The organism is Pseudomonas sp. GD03862, assembly GCF_029840855.1.
Lineage (GTDB): Bacteria > Pseudomonadota > Gammaproteobacteria > Pseudomonadales > Pseudomonadaceae > Aquipseudomonas > Aquipseudomonas alloputida.
Window position 1 is genome coordinate 218,272 of sequence record NZ_JAOCDI010000002.1, and the last position, 19,157, is coordinate 237,428.

Annotated in this window: 18 protein-coding genes; 7 read left to right on the forward strand and 11 right to left on the reverse strand. The window is 59.3% G+C overall.

All coding sequences use genetic code 11. The features are described 5' to 3' along the window. Positions 1-66 precede the first annotated feature (66 nt). Positions 67-1,389 carry a tetratricopeptide repeat protein gene (locus N5D53_RS02565; RefSeq protein WP_279839696.1) on the reverse strand — a complete coding sequence of 441 codons (1,323 nt, stop codon included), beginning with the start codon at positions 1,387-1,389 and terminating at the stop codon, positions 67-69. 278 nt (positions 1,390-1,667) lie between these two features. Between N5D53_RS02565 and N5D53_RS02570 the strand changes: the two genes are divergently transcribed. Together N5D53_RS02570 and N5D53_RS02575 are read left to right on the forward strand one after the other, a co-directional pair. Further along, complete coding sequence (locus N5D53_RS02570) at positions 1,668-2,468, forward strand: helix-turn-helix transcriptional regulator (RefSeq protein ID WP_279839698.1); 801 nt, start codon at positions 1,668-1,670, stop codon at positions 2,466-2,468. 113 nt (positions 2,469-2,581) lie between these two features. Next, positions 2,582-3,775 (forward strand): MFS transporter, encoded by a 1,194-nt coding sequence (locus N5D53_RS02575; protein ID WP_279839699.1) that lies wholly within the window; start codon positions 2,582-2,584, stop codon positions 3,773-3,775. 47 nt (positions 3,776-3,822) lie between these two features. On the opposite strand, the gene N5D53_RS02580 is transcribed toward N5D53_RS02575, so the two are convergent. The 6 genes from N5D53_RS02580 to N5D53_RS02605 form a co-directional block, all read right to left on the reverse strand. Beyond that, positions 3,823-4,173 carry a DsrE family protein gene (locus N5D53_RS02580; RefSeq protein WP_279839701.1) on the reverse strand — a complete coding sequence of 117 codons (351 nt, stop codon included), beginning with the start codon at positions 4,171-4,173 and terminating at the stop codon, positions 3,823-3,825. A gap of 81 nt (positions 4,174-4,254) precedes the next feature. Then, the gene (locus N5D53_RS02585) at positions 4,255-5,031 is read right to left on the reverse strand and encodes an amino acid ABC transporter ATP-binding protein (protein ID WP_279839703.1); all 777 of its coding nucleotides are present in this window, start codon (positions 5,029-5,031) and stop codon (positions 4,255-4,257) included. A 13-nt stretch (positions 5,032-5,044) separates the two neighbouring features. Next, positions 5,045-6,334 (reverse strand): amino acid ABC transporter permease, encoded by a 1,290-nt coding sequence (locus N5D53_RS02590; RefSeq protein WP_279839704.1) that lies wholly within the window; start codon positions 6,332-6,334, stop codon positions 5,045-5,047. A 1-nt stretch (position 6,335) separates the two neighbouring features. Further along, positions 6,336-7,580 carry an ABC transporter permease subunit gene (locus N5D53_RS02595; protein WP_279839705.1) on the reverse strand — a complete coding sequence of 415 codons (1,245 nt, stop codon included), beginning with the start codon at positions 7,578-7,580 and terminating at the stop codon, positions 6,336-6,338. Between the two features lie 100 nt (positions 7,581-7,680). After that, on the reverse strand, positions 7,681-8,703 hold the full coding sequence (locus N5D53_RS02600) for an amino acid ABC transporter substrate-binding protein (RefSeq protein WP_279839706.1): 1,023 nt from the start codon (positions 8,701-8,703) through the stop codon (positions 7,681-7,683). A 135-nt stretch (positions 8,704-8,838) separates the two neighbouring features. After that, positions 8,839-10,068, reverse strand: coding sequence for a pyridoxal phosphate-dependent aminotransferase (locus tag N5D53_RS02605; protein WP_279839707.1), 1,230 nt, complete (start codon positions 10,066-10,068; stop codon positions 8,839-8,841). A gap of 121 nt (positions 10,069-10,189) precedes the next feature. On the opposite strand from N5D53_RS02605, the gene N5D53_RS02610 reads away from it, so the two are divergent. Further along, positions 10,190-11,080: a LysR family transcriptional regulator gene (locus tag N5D53_RS02610; protein ID WP_279839708.1), complete on the forward strand. Its 891-nt coding sequence runs from the start codon at positions 10,190-10,192 to the stop codon at positions 11,078-11,080. A gap of 41 nt (positions 11,081-11,121) precedes the next feature. On the opposite strand, the gene N5D53_RS02615 is transcribed toward N5D53_RS02610, so the two are convergent. The 4 genes from N5D53_RS02615 to N5D53_RS02630 are packed head-to-tail and all read right to left on the reverse strand — an operon-like array spanning position 11,122 to position 13,869. Further along, on the reverse strand, positions 11,122-11,712 hold the full coding sequence (locus tag N5D53_RS02615; protein ID WP_279839709.1) for a disulfide bond formation protein B: 591 nt from the start codon (positions 11,710-11,712) through the stop codon (positions 11,122-11,124). Beyond that, positions 11,713-11,886: a hypothetical protein gene (locus tag N5D53_RS02620; RefSeq protein WP_279839711.1), complete on the reverse strand. Its 174-nt coding sequence runs from the start codon at positions 11,884-11,886 to the stop codon at positions 11,713-11,715. 48 nt (positions 11,887-11,934) lie between these two features. After that, a complete protein-coding gene (locus tag N5D53_RS02625; protein ID WP_279839712.1) occupies positions 11,935-12,801 on the reverse strand; it encodes an MBL fold metallo-hydrolase in 867 nt (288 codons plus the stop codon). A 39-nt stretch (positions 12,802-12,840) separates the two neighbouring features. Next, positions 12,841-13,869, reverse strand: a complete 1,029-nt coding sequence (locus tag N5D53_RS02630) for an alcohol dehydrogenase (RefSeq protein WP_279839714.1) — start codon at positions 13,867-13,869, stop codon at positions 12,841-12,843. A 344-nt stretch (positions 13,870-14,213) separates the two neighbouring features. Here N5D53_RS02630 and N5D53_RS02635 point away from each other — a divergent pair, with 344 nt between their 5' ends. The 4 genes from N5D53_RS02635 (at position 14,214) to N5D53_RS02650 (ending at position 19,156) form a co-directional block, all read left to right on the forward strand. Next, entirely contained in the window at positions 14,214-15,767 is a 1,554-nt protein-coding gene (locus tag N5D53_RS02635; RefSeq protein WP_279839716.1) for a GMC oxidoreductase, read from the forward strand. A 250-nt stretch (positions 15,768-16,017) separates the two neighbouring features. Then, positions 16,018-17,334, forward strand: a complete 1,317-nt coding sequence (locus tag N5D53_RS02640) for a GMC oxidoreductase (RefSeq protein ID WP_347881663.1) — start codon at positions 16,018-16,020, stop codon at positions 17,332-17,334. Then, positions 17,331-18,218: an archaetidylserine decarboxylase gene (gene asd, locus N5D53_RS02645; protein ID WP_279839719.1), complete on the forward strand. Its 888-nt coding sequence runs from the start codon at positions 17,331-17,333 to the stop codon at positions 18,216-18,218. Before N5D53_RS02640 ends, asd begins: the two co-directional genes overlap by 4 nt. A 182-nt stretch (positions 18,219-18,400) precedes the next feature. Then, positions 18,401-19,156 (forward strand): SDR family NAD(P)-dependent oxidoreductase, encoded by a 756-nt coding sequence (locus N5D53_RS02650; protein ID WP_279839721.1) that lies wholly within the window; start codon positions 18,401-18,403, stop codon positions 19,154-19,156. Position 19,157 lies beyond the last annotated feature (1 nt).

Below are 19,157 nucleotides of genomic sequence, written 5' to 3' on the forward strand. Positions count from 1 at the left end.
AGAACAGCGGGCCGACCTGTTAACAGATCAGCCTGCCGAATTGCGCATCAACGGTTTGAACGTGGGTCAGCTCGGGGCCAGGCCTGCCAGCCAACGGCTGTCGCGCGGGGAAGGCCGACGGTGCAGGCGCTGATCGAGCAGCGCTCGGGCCTTTTCGGCCTCACCGGCGCGCATGAGCGAAACCAGCAATGTGTCCTGAACGATCTCCCGCTGCGCACCGCTACCGCCGATACGCACGACTTCATGGGCAACCGGTTCGAGGATTCGGGCGCAGTCGGTGTAGTGTCCGTCGGCGAAGGCCATTACGGCATGGCATAGTGCGGGTACCACCGCGCCAGCGCGCAGCTTGCCATCGCCCACCAACGTGGAAAGCGCAGCGGCCCGCTGTTCGAGTGCACGCTGGTCGCCTGTTGCGGCAGCCAGCAGCGCCATGTGGAAGTCAGCGAACGGGAAGCCCGGCTGCTGGAAGTAACTGGACGCATAACGCGCCGCGTCTTCCCACATGCTCGCTGGCACTTCATGCCCATAAGCCTGCATACGCCAGAGGAACGAAGAGGTGTCACTGATCACATTGATAGGCAGGCCAGTGGCGACTGCCGGCGCAACATTGTCAGCATAAATGCCGAGGGCAGACTCCAGATCATCCCGCTCCAGCGCAATCAACGCACCATGCCAGGCGATGTGATTGTGCAACGTGCCACTGCGGTCGTAACCGGGGAGCCAGGCCTTGATGACCTCTCCTGCCTCATCGTTGGCACCGGCCTCGTACAACACGTGCGCCACGGCATGCACCGCGTTCACGTTGTTGCGGCGCAACTCCAGCGAACGTTGAGTGAGCGCGCGCCCCAGGGATACATCGCCATTCTCACCATGAGCCCAGCCGCGGTAGTTGAGGAACCACCAGTCGTTCTCAGGGAAGTGGCGAGCGTGGCGTTCGCAGAGGTCCACACGGGCTTGGTCATGGTCGTGCATGCCGGAAAATGCGAACAGGCCGAACGCCCCCAGCGGCAACGACATGATCACGATGTCGTTAGGCCAGCTGTCCAGGTGCTGCAAAGCATTGGCCAAGGCTTTGGCCGGCTCGCCGTTAATGACATAGGATAACGTCTGCACATGGCTGCGTTCACGCTCGGTGCCGTTCTTCTGCACCAACTCACTGGCCTTGGCAATCTTGGCCTTGGCATCCACGATTTCGGTACGCACTGCGTGAAAACGGGCACGCGCTGCGTAGGCCAGGGCGAATTCAGGGTCCGCTGCAATGGCCTCATCCAGCGTTTCTGCGACACCGGTCCACAGCGAAAGCAGCAGATCCACACCTGTCCGGTAACGCTCGGCCGCGGTTTCGGAAGTGGTCGAAAGAGGCAGACTGTAACGGTCGACACAGGCCATGTTGATTGCAACTCCTCATATGGATCGAAGCGAAAAAGTACGAGATGACCGCTTTCAATAAATGCCCTGTGCGCGGTCGGGTGGGCCATCTCGTACTCACATTAGATCGCAATCCACCCTGGCAGGCTTTCGACTACCCGCCACGTGATGTAGAGCAAAAGACACAACGCCGCAGAACATGAGTAAACTTGCAGGACGCGTGAAAATGGCTCCGTTTACATGGCTTTGCCAGCCACTACTTTTGTCTTTGCACTTGCTCTTAATAAACGAGTCCATCCATGAACTGGGACACCATTGAGGCACCTCACGGGCTAGCACCACCTGATCCGCTGAAAGTCCGCGTACAGTCCATTCCAGCGCGGCACAGCTTTCCTGAACACGCCCACGACTGGCACCAGATGGTCTATGCCATTTCAGGTGTATTGACCGTCACCACCAAAGCTGGCTCTTTCGTCATATCGCCGGAACAGGCGGCATGGTTGCCTACGGGGCTGGATCACAAGGTCGGCTCGATGTTCGGTGCCGAGTTTCGCAGCCTGTGGATTGATGACCGCATCGCTTCAGGCTTGCCGGCAGAACATGCAACATTGTTCGGCGTATCGCCGCTGCTCAAGGCCTTGATCGTCGAGGCGGCACGTATCGAGGGTGAGCCAGATGAGGACGGGTACGCAGGCCGGATCACACAGCTGATACTGGACCAGCTACGACGCGCCACGCCTATCTCCACGGCATTGCCCTGGCCAACCAGTACGGCACTCGTGGGCCTGTGCGAGACCCTCTATGCCGACCCCGCCGATCCGACTGAAATGGAAACCTGGGCTCGGACACTGGGAATGTCCGAGCGAACGCTTGCCCGCCGCTTCCTGGCGGAGACCGGCATGAGTCTGCGCACTTGGCGCAGACGATTACGCTTGTTCAGAGCCATCGAAATGCTCGGCGGCGGCCTGGATGTAACACGCACTGCCCTGGAACTGGGGTACGGCTCAACTTCAGCGTTCATCTATGCATTTCGCCAAGAACTGGGTAGTAGCCCGCAGGCCTATATGAAGGGTGACGCGCCCACCACAGCGACTAGGTGAGTACGAAACAGGTTTTGTTGCCAAGGCTAAACATTTTCTGCTTTGCAGCCATCTCAGCGGCTTACCGAGAATGCTCCCCGTGCGCCCTTACCTGAAGTTTGCGGAAAATCTCGATGTCCAGAGCCAGAATCAATCCGAATGTATTTCGCCTCACAGTCGCACAGGCACTGTCAGGCGCCAACTCCGTCGTGGTGTATGCCACCGGGGCGATCATCGGCAACATGCTTGCCCCCAACGCAGCATTGGCCACCCTGCCCATCTCGGTATTTGTCATCGGCATGGCATTGGCAACACTGCCGATCGGCCACGTCGCTCGCCGATGGGGGCGTACTGTCGCCTTCATGATTGGCAACGGTTGCGGCGTCTTGATGGGCGCCCTTGCCGCCTACGCCTTGGCCCTTGGTTCCTTCACCCTGTTCTGTGTGGCCATGCTGTTCGGCGGCGCCTATGCGGCGGTGGTGTTGACCTTCCGCTTCGCCGCCGCCGAATGCGTCGAGGCCCAAGAGCGCCCCAAAGCACTGTCGACCGTGCTGGCCGGTGGCGTTGTCGCAGGCGTATTAGGGCCGCAATTGGTCAGCGCCACCATGAGCCTCTCTAGCCATGCCTATGTGGTGACCTATCTCGCGGCAACTGCCGTCGCAGCATTGTCGGCCTGCGTGCTGATTGGTGTGCGGTTCAACCCGTTGCCCGTGCAATCCACTCGGCAAACTGCCGGCAGTATTAGTGCCGTGGTCCGCCACCCGCGATTCATCATTGCCATGCTCTGTGGCGTGGTCAGCTACATGATGATGAACTTCATGATGACCTCTGCCCCACTGGCGATGGAGCTTTGTGGCATCGCCAGGGTGCATTCGAACACTGGCATCGAAATGCATGTGATCGCCATGTACGCGCCAAGCTTTTTCACCGGGCGCCTGATCAGCCGTTTCGGTGCCCCGATGATGATTCAATGTGGTTTGGTACTGATTGGCCTGGCGGCGCTGGTGGGGATGTCTGGTATGGCCATTGGAAACTTTTGGTTGGCGCTGGTCCTGCTCGGTGTTGGCTGGAACTTCGGTTTCCTGGGCGCTTCGGCGCTGGTCCTGACCTGCCACACACCCGAGGATGGTCCCAAGGTTCAAGCAGTCAACGATTTCGTGGTGTTCGGCACAATGGTCGTCGGTTCGTTCCTCTCCGGTGGCCTGCTCGATGCGTTCGGCTGGACAGTGGTGTCCGGCATGATCCTGCCCCCCGCCCTGTTGGCGATGGCAGGCTTGCTGTGGCTTCAGCGCAGACAGCGCATGGTGCACGCACAACCCCTGTCCTGATCCCCGGCGTCATCAGGTCGTCCCGGCCCCCTGGACGACCGCCGGGGTCAGAAGATCAGAACCTTGTCGGCTTCGAACGTCCAGTCCGCCAGCTCACTTGGTGCCGCACGCCGCGCCCCTGCCACCAGTTCGACTTCCTTCATGCCACGGGCATCCATGCCATCGCCACACAGCGCCACTTCACCTTTACGCAGAATCTTGTTCAAGACCAGTTCAAGGTTGTAGTGCCCGGTTGGTACCTTTTGCCCCGCACGGGCACAGCCAACCGCGTCCGACTGCAGGTACACACGTACCTGCGCTTGCTTGCGCGCCGAAAGCGAGCCCGCCAGGCGCAGTGCGTTATAAGCCCGCTCCGAACCGTAGCTGGCATCGTTGATGATGAATAGAAATGCACTCATGTGCGGCTCCTTTGATAAAAAAGCGAGGAGAGGGACGAGCCCACCTCCTCGAAAACGGATGACGCCTGAAACAACGGTAAATCAGTGCCGCAGGATCTGGCTCAAGAACGCCCTGGTGCGATCGGACTGCGGGTTGCTGAAGAAAGCCTTGGGCTCGTTCTGCTCGACGATCTGACCTTGGTCCATGAAGATCACGCGGTTCGCGACCGCTTGGGCAAAGCCCATTTCATGGGTGACGCAGAGCATGGTCATGCCCTCCTCTGCCAACTGGATCATGGTGTCGAGCACCTCTTTGATCATTTCCGGGTCCAGGGCTGAGGTGGGCTCATCGAACAGCATCACCCGTGGGTTCATGCACAACGCGCGGGCAATGGCCACCCGTTGCTGCTGGCCACCGGAAAGCTGCCCGGGAAACTTGTGTGCATGCTCGGGAATCCTGACCTTGGCCAGGTAGTGCATGGCCAGCTCCTCAGCCTGCTTGCGCGGCACCTGGCGTACCCAGATCGGCGCCAGCGTGCAGTTTTCCAGGATCGTCAGATGGGGGAACAGGTTGAAATGCTGGAAGACCATGCCCACTTCTTGGCGCACCTCATCGATCTTGCGCAGGTCGCTGGTCAGCTCGGTACCATCGACCACGATTCGCCCTTGCTGGAACTCTTCCAGGCGGTTGATGCAGCGAATCATGGTGGACTTGCCCGATCCAGACGGCCCGCAGATCACGATCCGCTCACCGCGAGTAACCGTGAGGTTGATGTCACGCAGGGCATGGTAATTGCCATACCACTTGTTCACGCCAGTGATCTGGATGGCAACTTCCTGGGTAGACGCCTGGTTGGCGTCGAGTGGCGCGTTTTTCATTGTTGTGGGCTCCTCAACGGTGATCGGTCTTGAGCCTGCGCTCAAGGTAAATCGAATAACGCGACATGCCGAAGCAGAAGACGAAGAACACGCCGCCGATGAACAGGAACAGCTCCCAGTAAATGCCTTGCCATTGCGTACTGGCGCGGATCGCCGTAGATAACGCGATAGGGTCGAGCAGACCGATGAACACCACCAGAGTGGTGTCCTTGAACAGGCCAATGAAGGTGCTGACGATCATCGGGATCGAGATCTTCAGCGCCTGCGGCATGATCACCAGGCGTTGTGCTTTCCAGTAATCCAGGCCAAGTGCCTGGGCGGCTTCCGTCTGCCCTTGCGGCAGCGCTGCCAGACCGCCACGAATCACCTCCGCCATGTAGGCCGTGGAAAACACGGTCACCATGATGATGACCCGCAGGATCAGGTCGAACGAGGTGCCGGGCGGCAGGAAGTAGTTCAGCAACAGCGAGGCGGTGAACAGCAGTGTGATCAACGGCACACCACGAACGAACTCGATGAAGGTCACGCTGATCAGCCGGATCAGCGGCATCGAGGAACGACGCCCCAAAGCCAGCAGGATCCCCAGGGGCAAAGACATGGCAATGCCGCTGACGCCCACCACGAAAGACAGCAAAAAGCCGCCCAGCTCACGGGAGCTGACTGCAACCAGCTGCAATGGAGCCTGATGATCGACAAAGGCCAACAGCACGTGCATGCCGTGCAGCCACCAGGCACTCGCAACGCCGAACGCGCAAATCAGTGCAACACCGATCCCAAAACGCCGCGCCAGGGAAAAGCACAGCATCGCCAGGGCAAGCCCTGCGTAAACCAGCACCGGTGCCCACAGCGAGCCGCCCCAGACTAGCCAGAATGCGAGTCCCGGGTACGCTGCACTGAACCACAGCACACCGCGCGGCACACGCTTGAACAGAATTGGACCCAGTGCCACGAACAACAGCACGAACGCCGCCAACGGACGCCAGTACAACGCCTGCGGGTAGAAGCCGAACAGCAACTGCGGCCAACGCTCGCGAATGACACCCCAGCATGCACCCGACTCGCCATTGAGCACACGGCGGCACTCGCCCAGCGAGTCGGCCTGCCAAACCGAGTTGGCCAACCAAGGCAATACAGCGTTGACCAAGGCAAAGAGCACCAGCAAGGCGACGACCGTCAGCAGGCTGCTCCACCATCCGTTGAACAGACGAGCACGCAGCCAGTGAATGACGCCGGTCTGCCCGGCCGGTGGTTCAGCCTGCGGCAGCAACGTGTCGCGGAACCAGGCAATGGAAGAATGGCTCATGTCAGCGCACCTGCAGTTTCACGCGGTTGTTGAAGAGGTTCATCACGCCAGAGATCAGCAGGCTCATGGCCAGGTAGATCAGCATCATCAGCAGGATGCCTTCCAGCTCGCGACCGGTCTGGTTGATGGTGATGCCGCCAAGGGTGGAGCGCAGGTCCATGTAGCCCACCGCGAGGCCCAGCGAGGTATGCTTGGTGATATCCAGGTACTGCGAGGTGAGCGGCGGTACGATGACCCGCAGGGCCTGCGGTAGGATGACCAGGCGCATGGTGCGCCCAGGACGCAAGCCCAATGCATGGGCAGCTTCGGTTTGCCCACGCGCTATGGACTGGATGCCGCTGCGTACGATTTCGGCGATGAACGCTCCGGTATAGACACTCAGGCCAATCCACATGGCGATCAGTGCGTTGCCCAGTTGCAGGCCGCCCTGGAAATTGAACCCACGCAACTGGGGGTAGCCAAGCTGAAAGCCCAACGCGTAGAGCAGAATGGCGGTTGGTAGCAGCAACACGGTCAAGCGCTTCCACCAGAGCACTGGGCGCTTGCCGGTGGCGCTTTGCACGCCCTCGGCATGACGGCGCAAGCGCCGGTCCGCCCACAGACACAACAAGAACAAGGCGATGATTGCCAGGGCGCTCAGGCTGGGCTGCACAATCCCCAGGTCCACGCTCCCCAGGTCATGGGTGAACAAGGGCTCCGGCACATAGATCCCGCGATTGGTGACCGCGATCGCCGTTTCGGCAGCACCCCGATAGCTGCTCGGAGCGGGCATCGACTGAGCCATCACCGCACCGATCACCAGAATGCACAACAGCGCTGGAACGTTGCGGAACAACTCAATGTAACCGCCCATCAGGCGGGAAACGATCCAGTTGTTGGACAGGCGCAGCACACCCGCCATCACGCCGATCGCGGTCGCCGTCACACAGGCAAGGACCGCCAAGATGACCGTATTGAGTAACCCGACCAATGCAGCCCGGCCGTGGGTCATCTGGCTGTCGTAGGCAATGGGTTGCTGGTTGATATCGTAGCCCGCGGCACTCCACAGGAAACTGAACGAGAAATCCTTGCCCAGCGCAGCCAGGTTGCGCACGGTATTGTCCAGCAACCAGGCTGCAGCGAGCATCAGGCACATCAGGGCAATGATCTGGATGGTGTATCCGCGGTAACGCTTGTCATGAATAAGCATGCTCAACGAGAAAGTCGGAACTGCAGCCTTCTGGTCGGTCACTGTAAGGGTGGACATCGGACATCACTCCCGGTGGGGCGGGCGAATCGGGGCACATGTCGCACCCGATCAGCCCTTCGCAACAATGGTCGTACGGCGCGCCTGCAGACGCGCCGGCTCAGCGAAACGGCTCGGCGTACAGCAGGCCGCCCTGATTCCATTGGGCGTTGAGGCCCCGTTCAAGACCGATGGGTGTGTTCTTGCCCAGGGAGTTGTCGAAGATTTCGCCGTAGTTGCCACCTGCGGCAATGGCACGGCTGGCCCATTTGGCGTCCAGGCCCAGTTGCTCGCCGTAGTTTCCTTCACTGCCCAGCAGACGATTGATCTCCGGGTTGTTCGAGCCACTGGTCATTTTCGAGACGTTGCCGGCATTCACCCCCAGTTCTTCGGCCGCCACCAGCGCATTGAGCGTCCAGCGCACCACGTCGGCCCACTGGTCATCACCCTGGCGTACCATCGGGCCGAGTGGCTCCTTGGAGATCAACTCCTTGAGCACCACATGCTCATCGGGCTTGGCGAAACTGGCCTTGGAGGCCGCCAGTCCGGAAACGTCATTGGTGAACACATCGCATGCACCGGCTAGGTACTTCTGCTCACCTTCGGCGGTCGAATCGATCGGAACCGGCTCGTATTTGATGCCATGGTTACGGGCATACTCGGCCAGATTCAGTTCATGGGTCGAACCGGTCTGCACGCAGATCGAGGCACCATCGAGGTCCTTGACCGAACTGGCACCCAGGTTCTTGTGCACGAGGAAGCCCTGGCCGTCGTAGTAGTTGATACCGGCGAAGGTCAATTTGAGGTCGACGTCGCGGGTGAAGGTCCAGGAACTGTTGCGCACCAGCAGGTCGACTTCACCCGAGGCCAGAGCGGTAAAGCGCGTCTGCCCTGTGGTCGGTACAAAGTTGACCTTGTTGGCATCACCCAGCACGGCAGCGGCTACGGCACGGCACATGGCAACGTCCAGCCCTTGCCAGGCACCTTTGGCGTCGGGCGCAGACAGCCCGGTATTACCGGTAGAAACCCCGCAGTTGAGCTTTCCACGGGCTTGCACATCTTTGAGCGTACCCGCATACGTGAGACCAGAAACCAGCGACGCAGCGAGGCATACCATCGGAACGAGGGCGGACTTTCTCATCATGTTCACCTTGTTGTTGTGATGTTTATTAAGGCGGCAGTTCAGGCAAAGGTGCAGCTAGGGCTCGCGTGCTTGGCGCGAACATATAAGGTGGTGTACTGACTTGAGGCAGAGCGCCCCAGGCAGCTTCGTGTGGACTCAGCGTTGCTGGACAGCGCGCGTGATGCGCTGAACGGCTTCGTTGACAGTTACCCGGCTGCAACCGAGGTTGGCACGCATGAAACCGTGACCTTCGATGCCAAACTTCTGGCCCTTGTCGAGCCAGACCCGAGCCTTGGTCAACATGAAGCGATCCAGGGCTTGTGCCTCCATGCCAAGACCGCGGCAATCCATCCAGGTCAGGTATAACGAATCGGTGGGGATGACCTTGATCTGCGGAGCGCCAGCATGGATTGCCTCGGCAAAATGGGCCTGGTTGCCCCGAACGTAGGTCAGCATCTGCTCTAACCAAGGCTCGCCATGGGTATAGGCCGCTTCGGCAGCGACCATGCCCAGTGCGTTCACATAGCGGTAAAGATTGCGATCGTACTGACGAACCAGTTCCTCACGAATCCGCTTGTTCGGGATGAAGATGTTGGCCGTCTGCAGACCCGCCATGTTGAACGTCTTGCTGGGCGCGGTACAGGTGATGCTGTTCTGGGCGAACGCCGCGCTCAGCGAAGCGAAAGGAATGTGCTTCTTGCGCGGGTCGAGAATAAAGTCCTGGTGAATCTCGTCAGACAGTACCAACACGTTGTGACGTGCACAGATTTCACCCATGGCGCGCAACTCGGCTTCCGACCATACATTTCCGGTCGGGTTATGCGGGTGGCTCAGGATGAACAACCGGGTATTCGGTGTAATGGCGGCTTCGAACGTGCGCTCATCGAAGTGGTAGCGCTCACCGTCGAAATCCAGCGGGGCCAGCGCCAGATGACGGCCGTTGATGCGCGCGTCATCATGGAAATGCACATACACCGGTGGCTGGATCAGTACTGAATCGCCTGGAGAAGTGAACGCCTGAATGGCAGTTTTCATCACGGTGATGATGCCCGAGGCCTGAATCAACCAGTCACGCGACACATCCCAGCCGAAGCGCTTGCCCTGCCAGCCAATAACAGCGTCCACGTACGATTTGCGAGCACCACCGGCGTAACCGAAGACACCGAACTGCACCGCTTCGCTCAGTGCATCGATGACGGCCTGCGGCGACCGGAAGTCCATATCTGCGACCCACATAGGCAGTGGATCCGCGGCGCGCTCTTCTGGGGTGAGGAAGTTGTGGCCGTAATCCCATTTCATCGAGTTGGTGTGCCGACGGTCGATGACTTCATCGAACAGACAGGCCGGATGATCACTGATCGAAGGAGCACATACTTGGGTAGTCATTTTTGTTGGTATCCAGCCTGATCACGAAGGTGGGGGCTCAAGCGCCTTGCGGTATTTGTAGCAACATCGGATCATGAACAGAAATGGTATTACTTCATCAAACCATGAGCGGCAGACATGTATGATTGATCTCCAGCATCTCTTGATCTTGCGCGAAGTTTCCCGCACCGGCAGCGTTACGGCCGCGGCCGAACGGTTGAATGTCAGCCAGTCGGCGCTGTCACATGCCATTGCCAAATTCGAGGAGCGCAGCGGCATCAAAGTCTGGATGAAGGACGGCCGCAGCCTGCGCTTCACCCAGGCCGGCAGCTATTTGCTAGGGCTTGCCGAGCGGCTGTTGCCGCAGGTCGAACATGCGCAACGGGTGCTCTCGGACTTCGCAGACGGTCGCCGCGGAGCCCTGCGTGCGGGCATGGAATGCCACCCCTGCCAGAAATGGCTGATGGGCGTAACCGGCCCTTATCTAAGGCGCTGGCCAGACGTCGACTTCGAGGTATGTACGGCCTTTCGCTTCGATGGCGTCGCAGCATTGCTGGGCCACGAAATCGACCTGTTGATCACTCCGGATCCGATTGATCAGCCAGAGCTGTTGTTCACACCCGTATTCGACTACGAACTGGTCTTGATCCTCCATGAGGACCATCCATTGGCAGGCAAGCCCTGGGCAGATCCGCATGACCTAGTCGCCGAAACGCTAATCACCGTGCCGGTAAGCCTGGAGCGGCTGGACGTTTACAGTCGCTTCCTGGTGCCGACGAATTGCCGCCCCCACCATCGGATCACCGCTGAAACAACCGAGCTGATGTTGCAGCTGACCGCAGCCGAACGTGGCATCAGCGTGTTGCCGGAGTGGCTGTTGCATGAAGAGGGCCAAAACTTGCCGTTACGTGCATTGCGCATTGGCCCGCACGGCCTGCACAAAAGCATTCACCTGGGCGTGCGCAAGGATGAAGAGAAAATCGACTACATTGCCGGTTTTCTGGAAATTGCCCGCGATCACCAGCCCGCCTAGCCCGCTACCTGCGCCGTCAGGGCGCAGGTAGCGGGGATACCTCAGGGCTTCATGACATCGCCATCGTGAAGCATCTGGTAATGCTGCTGCCCACCCGCACGGAAGTGGCCGAAACCATTTTGCAGAAACGCCGAAACCAGGTTTGCCGCCACCAGCACGACAAACAGCACCATCACCAGCTTGTGCATTGCTGGGCGCCGACGTGATGCCTGTGAGTCATTCGCAGTGGTGTCTCGACGAGCGTACAACACAGCCATGACCAGGCAGAACATGATCGCTGCGGTGAAGACCATGAAGGTCCAGGTGTACATGTGCAGGCCGAAGATGGCCGAGCCGGTCGGCGTCGACCCAGGCAGCGCCTTGGCGAACATGAACAAAAGGCTCAGCAGGCTGCCGATCAACGCGCCGAAGCCACTGAGCACGTAGTTCCACGGGCTGATACCGAATACCCGGTTGAGCAGCATGCCCGAGCCCAAGAGCATCAGGCACACCCGGATAAGATTGCAGAATGCGCAAGGCAGCTCGCCAAGGACCAGCTGGTAGAAGAATGCGTCAACCAGCAGAAAGCTGATGCCTGCAATGGCAGCGATCTCAAGCTGGCCGAGGCGGGTCTCAGTCAGTCGAACATCCATTTACCAAGCCCCCAGTTGCTTGAGGTCAGACAGATGGTGAGCACCATGCCAAGTGGTCCAGATCACCACCAGCACAGCGCAGGTGATCCACAGCGCACGCGCCAGGCTCTGATCCTTGAACGATGCCAATGTCGCGGCGAACGCGAACAATACGGGTATGAAACCTATGAACATGTAGCGGCCTCTTTTTCAGGTCTTGGAATGTTCGGTCAGATGCGCGATTCAGAAGCTGTACGCCTGTCCATCGGCAGGCACCAAGACGTGCAGGGGATCGAGTTGCCTGCGCTTGATGAAATCGGTCAGCTCCTGCCGCGACTGCGTCGCATGGCCCAGCGCTTCCAGGTGGCTGGCCACGATATAGGCACCGGGTGCCGCTCGAACTGCACGCAACAGATCATCCTTGCCCATGATCACGGCACCGTCGATATCCTTGAAGCGCACGTAGCCCGCGTTGAGCAAGATCACCTGCGGCTGATAATGGGAGATCGCCTGTTCGACATGGCTGTTCCACACGGAGTCACCCGCCACATAGACGGTCTTGAAGCCTGGCCGTTGCAGTACTACTCCCGAGACCTTGCCCAAGTGTTTACCGCGCACAGCCAAGGTGGCGTCACTGCCGTGCTGACCGTCGGTTCGGTTCAAGTGCACACCTTTGAAGTCGCTACCCTCCCCCAATACACGAACATCATTGAAACCTGCCTCACGCACACGCTGGGCATCCTCATCGTTCTGAGTGAAGATCGGCATGTCCTTGCGCAGCTCTCGTTTCGCCGCCTCATCCCAGTGATCGATGTGCAGGTGGGTCACGATGACTGCATCAGCCTGCATCACGTCACTGGCCGGGATCGGTAGATCCACCAGGGGGTTTCGTACATGCTCGTTGAACGCACCTGGCGCTGCCGCGTAGGCGCCTTTGGGGCCAAGCATCGGGTCGATCAGAAACGTGACATCACCGAAACCAATCTTGATCGTCGCATTGCGGATTTGTTGAACCTTTACCGCCTTGTCCATCGGCGGTGCCGCAGCCAGATAAGCAAAGGGTAAACCCAGAACCATCATGCACAGCAGGCTTGTGAATCTCTTTAACATCACTTCGAATCTCCTCCTTGACTAATACGGACCTGCGAGTCAATCAACATCCATGGTCAACACCATGCGGAACTGCACCGCACCTGAACGAACTCGCTGGTAGGCTTCCCAGGCCTGTTCCATAGGCATTGTTTCGATCTGTGCTCGAACATCGGCCATTACACTGAAGTCCAGCGTCTTCTCGGACTCGAACGGGGTGCCGGTGATGGCGCCCTGCACGCGACGTTCGCCGCCCACCAATGCGCCTGGCATGATGCTCAGTGGCTGGCGACCAACGCCGACAACCAACAAGGTCCCTTGAGGCGCCAGTGCCGCCATGAAGGGTGAAACCGCAGCACTGTCTGTAAGAGTAGTCAGGACGACTTGCGCGCCGCCCATGCCTTTCAACCAAGCCACCGCATCCTCGGCCTCGCTGTCGATGTACGTGTGCGCACCGAGTTGCAGCACCTGCTCGGCAATTTCCTGGCCGCGCCCGACGGCGACGACCTTGAACCCCATCCGGCGGGCATACTGCACCGCCAGATGCCCCAATCCACCGATGCCCTGAATGGCCACCAGGTCGCCCGCCTGAGCACCTGACTTGCGCAAGGCATTGAAGGTGGCAATGCCAGCACACAGCAGCGGTGCAGCCTCCACTGCCCCCAGCGCGTCAGGTATCGCGACCAGGCCGGAGGCGCGGGCAACCATCATCTGTGCATAGCCGCCATCTTGAGAGCTGCCGACGACGGGCTGGTCGAGGCACAGATTGAAGTACCCACGCCGGCATTGATCACATGCAAGGCAATGACCACCGAGGCGACCTACACCCACACGCTGCCCAGTGCGCCAGAACCCGGACGTTCCCTCCCCGAGGGTGACAATCCTTCCGACTACTTCATGGCCAGGCACCCGCGGAAGCTGAAGACCGGCCTCCGTACCTTCAATGGCACCCGCATCCGCTCCACAAATGCCACATGCTTCGACACGAATCAGTACTTCGCCAGCCCCGGGCGTGGGTGTCTGTCGTTCGACAAGCTGCAACTCGCCCGGACGGATCACCTGCATTGCCTTGTAGGTATTGCCTGTCATGTGCGGTCTTCTCCTGACAGTCGTATCAGAACTTGGGTTTATCCCGGTGAGTAACCGATTCTGGTAGCAGGAATTGGCGCAAGCCAAATGAGTTAAATTGCGCAATGGAGAAAGAAAATCTTTGGCCTGCCGAACAGAACGCGAACTCCGCCGTTGGGCCGGTAGTTCGCACGGACCGTAACTTTTCCACCCGCGGCAACCTTTTGCGGCGTCTGCAAGATTTCCTTTTCTGTGCGCATCCTTTCTTTGCTTGGCCCGATTCACGTTCAGCGCGCCAAATTGTGCCGGTCGGGAAGCCGCCTTCCCGCATCGATCATTGAGCATGCTCTCCATCGGGTAAAACGATGCAAAGAAAAGTAGAAGTACTGATTATCGGAAGTGGTTTTGGAGGCGCCATCGCAGCGCGTCGACTGGCTGAAGCGGGTCGCGACGTGTTGGTACTCGAGCGTGGCCCCTGGCGTGATACCGTCCCCAACCGCTCACTTGGGCTGAAGAACCTGGCGCCATTGCCTCAGGGCGCCAAGGCTTACACCCATGGGCTGCGCTGCATCGGTTCGCACCGACTGAAACACGATATCGTGCTGAACAAGAAAGGCTTCATCGAAGCCTATCAGGGTGACGGCATCAACGTTATCTGCTCATCGGGTGTCGGCGGCGGCAGCCACGTTTACGCAGGTTTCATGGACCGCCCACTGGTGCCTGGGTACTGGGACCACCGCCATCCTGAGCTGTGCAGCGCCGACATGGAGCGCTATTACGAAGAACTGCTCGCCACCTACAACGCGCGCCCGCTCACCCCGGCAGACCAGGTGCCCAACAGCATCGAGCAGACTAACTATGACGGAACGTTGAACTGCCTTGGCCACCCGAGCGTTGCTTTCCTGATGCCGGAAAACCCTGGCCAGCCCTGCAAACGTGTCGACGGCAACGGCATGGAGCGCTGGGAGTGCGACATGAAGAACAACAGTTTCCTCGGCTCACCTTCAGGCGCCAAGACCACACTCGACTTTTCGACACTGTGGCCCGCCATGCGGAACGGCCTGAAAATCGAGGCACTCTGCGAAGTCACCGCCATCCACCGCCTGAAACCGCCGACCATTGACGGTATGCGCTACGAGGTCAGGTATCGCGACCATGGCAACAATTCGCAGGACAGTATTCAGGCTGAGCATGTGATTCTGGCAGCGGGAGGTCTGGGGAGCGTGCGTCTGCTGCTCAAGAGCCGAGACGTCGCGCAAGGACTGCAGGGTATGCCGCGACTAGGCATGCGCTTTGGCGGCAACGGCGATTACTTTGGCCTGTGGAAAGAGAACAGCCGCAAGGACTTGTCCAAAGGCATGCCCATTGGCTCGCCTTTCCGCTTGAAGGACTCCCAAAACAACGTACTGGTGCTGCGGGCGAGTATCCAGGGAATCGACGCCATCCCGATGCCACCGCTGCTCAAGGGGTGGTTGCGCAAACAGTCAGTAATCATCGCCTTCGGTGGGGACTACAACACCGGCACCATGGCCATGCACAAGGGCCGCTTCAAAATCACCTACAAAACCAGCGAAAACCCTATCTACCAACAGATCGGCGACGAAATGACGAACATCCAGCGAGCCACGGGCACCAAGGTCTACGCGCCCCGCAACCCGGTGACTGTCCACCCTGTTGGTGGTGCTTGTCTGGGGGCCTCGATCGCCGATGGCGTGGTGGGCGCAAACGGAGAAGTGTTTGACAACCCAGGACTGTTCGTAGCCGATGCCGCCGCCCTTCCGGCCTCTCCAGGAGGAGCACCCAGCCTCACGATCGCGGCGTGGTCCGCAAATGTGGCGGATCGCCTCATCGCTTCGCTGAAAGCGCGCGACGAAAAGGCCGCTGCCTCCTGCCATAGCGCATCGACTACCGCCGTCTGATACAAGGGCACCGTGCATGACGACCCCCATACAAATTCTGGTAATCGGCAGTGGCTTTGGCGGAGCTGTCGCTGCGAGGCGCCTTGCCGAAGCCGGCTGCGAGGTGGTCATGCTCGAGCGTGGCCCGTGGAGAGATACTGTGCCGAACAGGTCCATTGGCCTGACTGACCTGGCGCCACTTCCACAGGGTTCCAGAGCATTCACCCATGGCTTGCGTTCAATCCGCTCGCACCTGTTCAGGCGGCAACTGTTGTTGAACCGCAATGGTTTTGTCGAGGCTTATCACGGAGATGGAATCAACGTGATCTGCTCGTCAAATGTCGGCGGTGGCAGCCATATCTATGCCGGTATGCTGGCCAGACCTTCCAGCCCTGACTACTGGGACGGGCACCATCCTCACATCAGCCAGGCCAGCATGGATGGCTACTACGCCGAGATTGCCAACCAGCTAGGTGCAAGGGCGGCGACTGAGGAGGATGATGTCCCTAACCGTATTGGCCTGACCAACCATGACGGCAAACTCTCCAGCGCAGGCCTGGCCAATCCGATGCTGGGCTTTCTACTGCCGCAGCAACCTGGCGCCCCTGTGAAAATGACTGATGCTCACGGCGTGGACCGCTGGGAATGCGACTACAGAAACAATAGCGTTCTGGGATCTCCTTCAGGCGCCAAAACCACGCTGGATTTCGCCATGGTCTGGCCGGCAATGAAGCAAGGCCTGCAGGTCCTCGACCTTTGCGAGGCGACCTCCATTCGCAAGCTGGAAGCCAAGACCACCGACGGTGCTCGCTACGAAGTCCACTACCGTGACCATCGAGATAGAACCTCACATACGCTCAGGGCAAAACACGTCATTCTGGCAGCTGGCTGTCTCAACACGGTATCTCTGCTGTTCAAAAGCCGTGATCAAGACCATGGCCTGCAGGGCATGTCACGCCTGGGCCTGAAGTTCGGTACAAACGGTGGCTACTTTGCCCTGTGGCGAGAGAACGCCTCTTGCGATCTAAGCCTCGGGCTGCCATTGAGCGGCCCGTTTCGCAGCGAGCAATCGACCAGTCAGAATGCGCAGGTTTTGCGCGCAGCCATACAGGGTACCGACGAAATGCCATTGCCCGGCCGACTCAAGCGCTGGCTGCGTCATAACGCCTTCATCGTCGCCTTGGGCAAGGACAACAACAACGGCAGCATGCTCGTGAAACGGGGAAGGCTGTCGATCCATTACGACAAGACAGCCAGCCCGGTGTACCGGGAAATCGACCAGGAGGTGCGCACGATCGAGCGTGTCACCGGCACTCGGATTCACGCCCCCCGCTCCCCGATTACCGTTCAGCCGCTGGGCGGCGCCTGCCTGGGTGCATCAACGGATGACGGTGTCGTCGGCGCCAATGGCGAGGTATTCGACAACCCAGGCTTGTATGTCGCCGATGCCGCCGCGCTGCCGGCGTCGCCGGGAAGGCCGCCAAGTCTGACTATTGCAGTGTGGGCCGCCAATGTCGCCGACCGGCTCCTCGAAGCCCTGCAACAGCAGTCGAGCAACAACCCTTTTAACGACCAGGAAACGCAGTGAAAAATCAACTGTTCATGCTGGGGCAGTATCTGCTGCCCCATCACGCCTTGTCGCGAATCACAGGGCATCTCGCCCAATGCAAGATGCCTTGGTTCAAAAATCGCCTGATCAGCTGGTTCATCGCACGCTATGACGTGGACATGAGCATGTTTGTGGGAGACCGCGCCGAAGACTTCGAGCACTTCAACGCCTTCTTTACCCGCGAGCTGAAACAAGGAGCACGCTCTTTGCCGCCCTCACCCAAGCAGGTGGGCAGCCCGGCAGACGGGAGTGTCAGCCAGATCGGCAAAATCTGCGATGGGCGTTTGCTTCAAGCCAAAGATCACTACTTCAGCCTGCTGGAACTGTTGGGTGGCCATCCCGATCATGCCGCAGCCTTTCACAATGGCAGCTTTGCCACGGTTTATCTGTCCCCGCGTGACTACCACCGGGTACACATGCCTTTGGCCGGTACGCTGCGAGAGATGATCCACATTCCAGGGCAACTGTTCTCGGTGAATCCACTCACTGCCGCTCGGGTGCCGCGCCTGTTCGCGCGTAACGAACGTATCGTTTGCCTGTTCGATACGGCGAACGGCCCGATGGCAGTTGTCTTGATCGGCGCGATGATCGTTGCGTCCATCGAAACCACGTGGGCCGGTCTGGTTTCTCCGCCTGGACGAAAGGCGACAACTTTTCGCTATAGCCGCGAAGCGCACAGTTGCGTCTTTTTGAACCAAGGCGCTGAACTTGGCCGTTTCAGGCTGGGTTCCACGGTGATCGTGCTGTTTGGACCCGGAAGCATCGAGAGGTGCGAAACGTGGCAAGTAGGTCAATCCATTCAAGTGGGCCAGCCTCTGTTTCAACTCTGCCAGTCCGAGCCTGTTGACACGCTGTCACATTAATCGATAGCTTTGCACGCAGAGCTGCACACAACAAGTTTTATCCCAGGGTACCCCTGCTGTCGCCTCAGCGACCGCACGGCTGTCTGGGCAGTTCTGACTAGATCTCCTCCCTGCCCGTTTTGTGACGCTCGCGCTCTACAGCAACAAACAGACGTACCAACCACAACTCACCCGGAGTCGAGATGACCAGATTCGAGAACAAAGTGGCGATCGTGACTGGAGGTGCCGGCGGCATCGGCTCCGCGATAGCGGCGCGTCTGGCAAGCGAGGGGGCGACGGTCGTGGTCAGCGATGTCAATCTGCAAGCCGCGCAGGACGTTGTCAAACAGATTGAGGGCTCCGGAGGCAAGGCAATCGCCATTACTGCAGACATTAGCTCGGGTGAGGCGTGCCGTGGACTGGTGGAGACTGTTGTCAGTGAACTGGGACGCATCGATGTGCTGGTCAACAATGCTGGCATCAATCGACGTGGGAACCTTTTAGCACTGAGCGAGGACGATTGGCACACCAGCTTCGCCATCAACCTGGACTCGATGTTCCACCTGTGCCGTGCCGTGCTGCCTATCATGATCGACAATGGCGCCGGTGCCATCGTCAACACCGCCTCACAATGGGGCCTCTACCCTGCTCCAGGCCATATTGCCTACAACGTCACGAAGGCGGCGGTTGCCTCGTTCACCCAAAATCTGGCGCGCGACTACGCTCCACAGAACATCCGTGTCAACGCCGTATGCCCAGGTGAAATTCACACCCCAATGCTTGAGGCCGGCGTACTTCGTTCTGGTCGGACCATCGCAGACCTTGATCGGATGGTACCGTTCGGACGTATCGGAAAGCCTGAAGAAGTTGCTGCGCTGGTGGCATTTCTTGCTTCGGATGAAGCTGCGTTCATGTGCGGGTCGCTGGTGGAGATCACTGGCGCCCAGGCAGTCGCCTGAT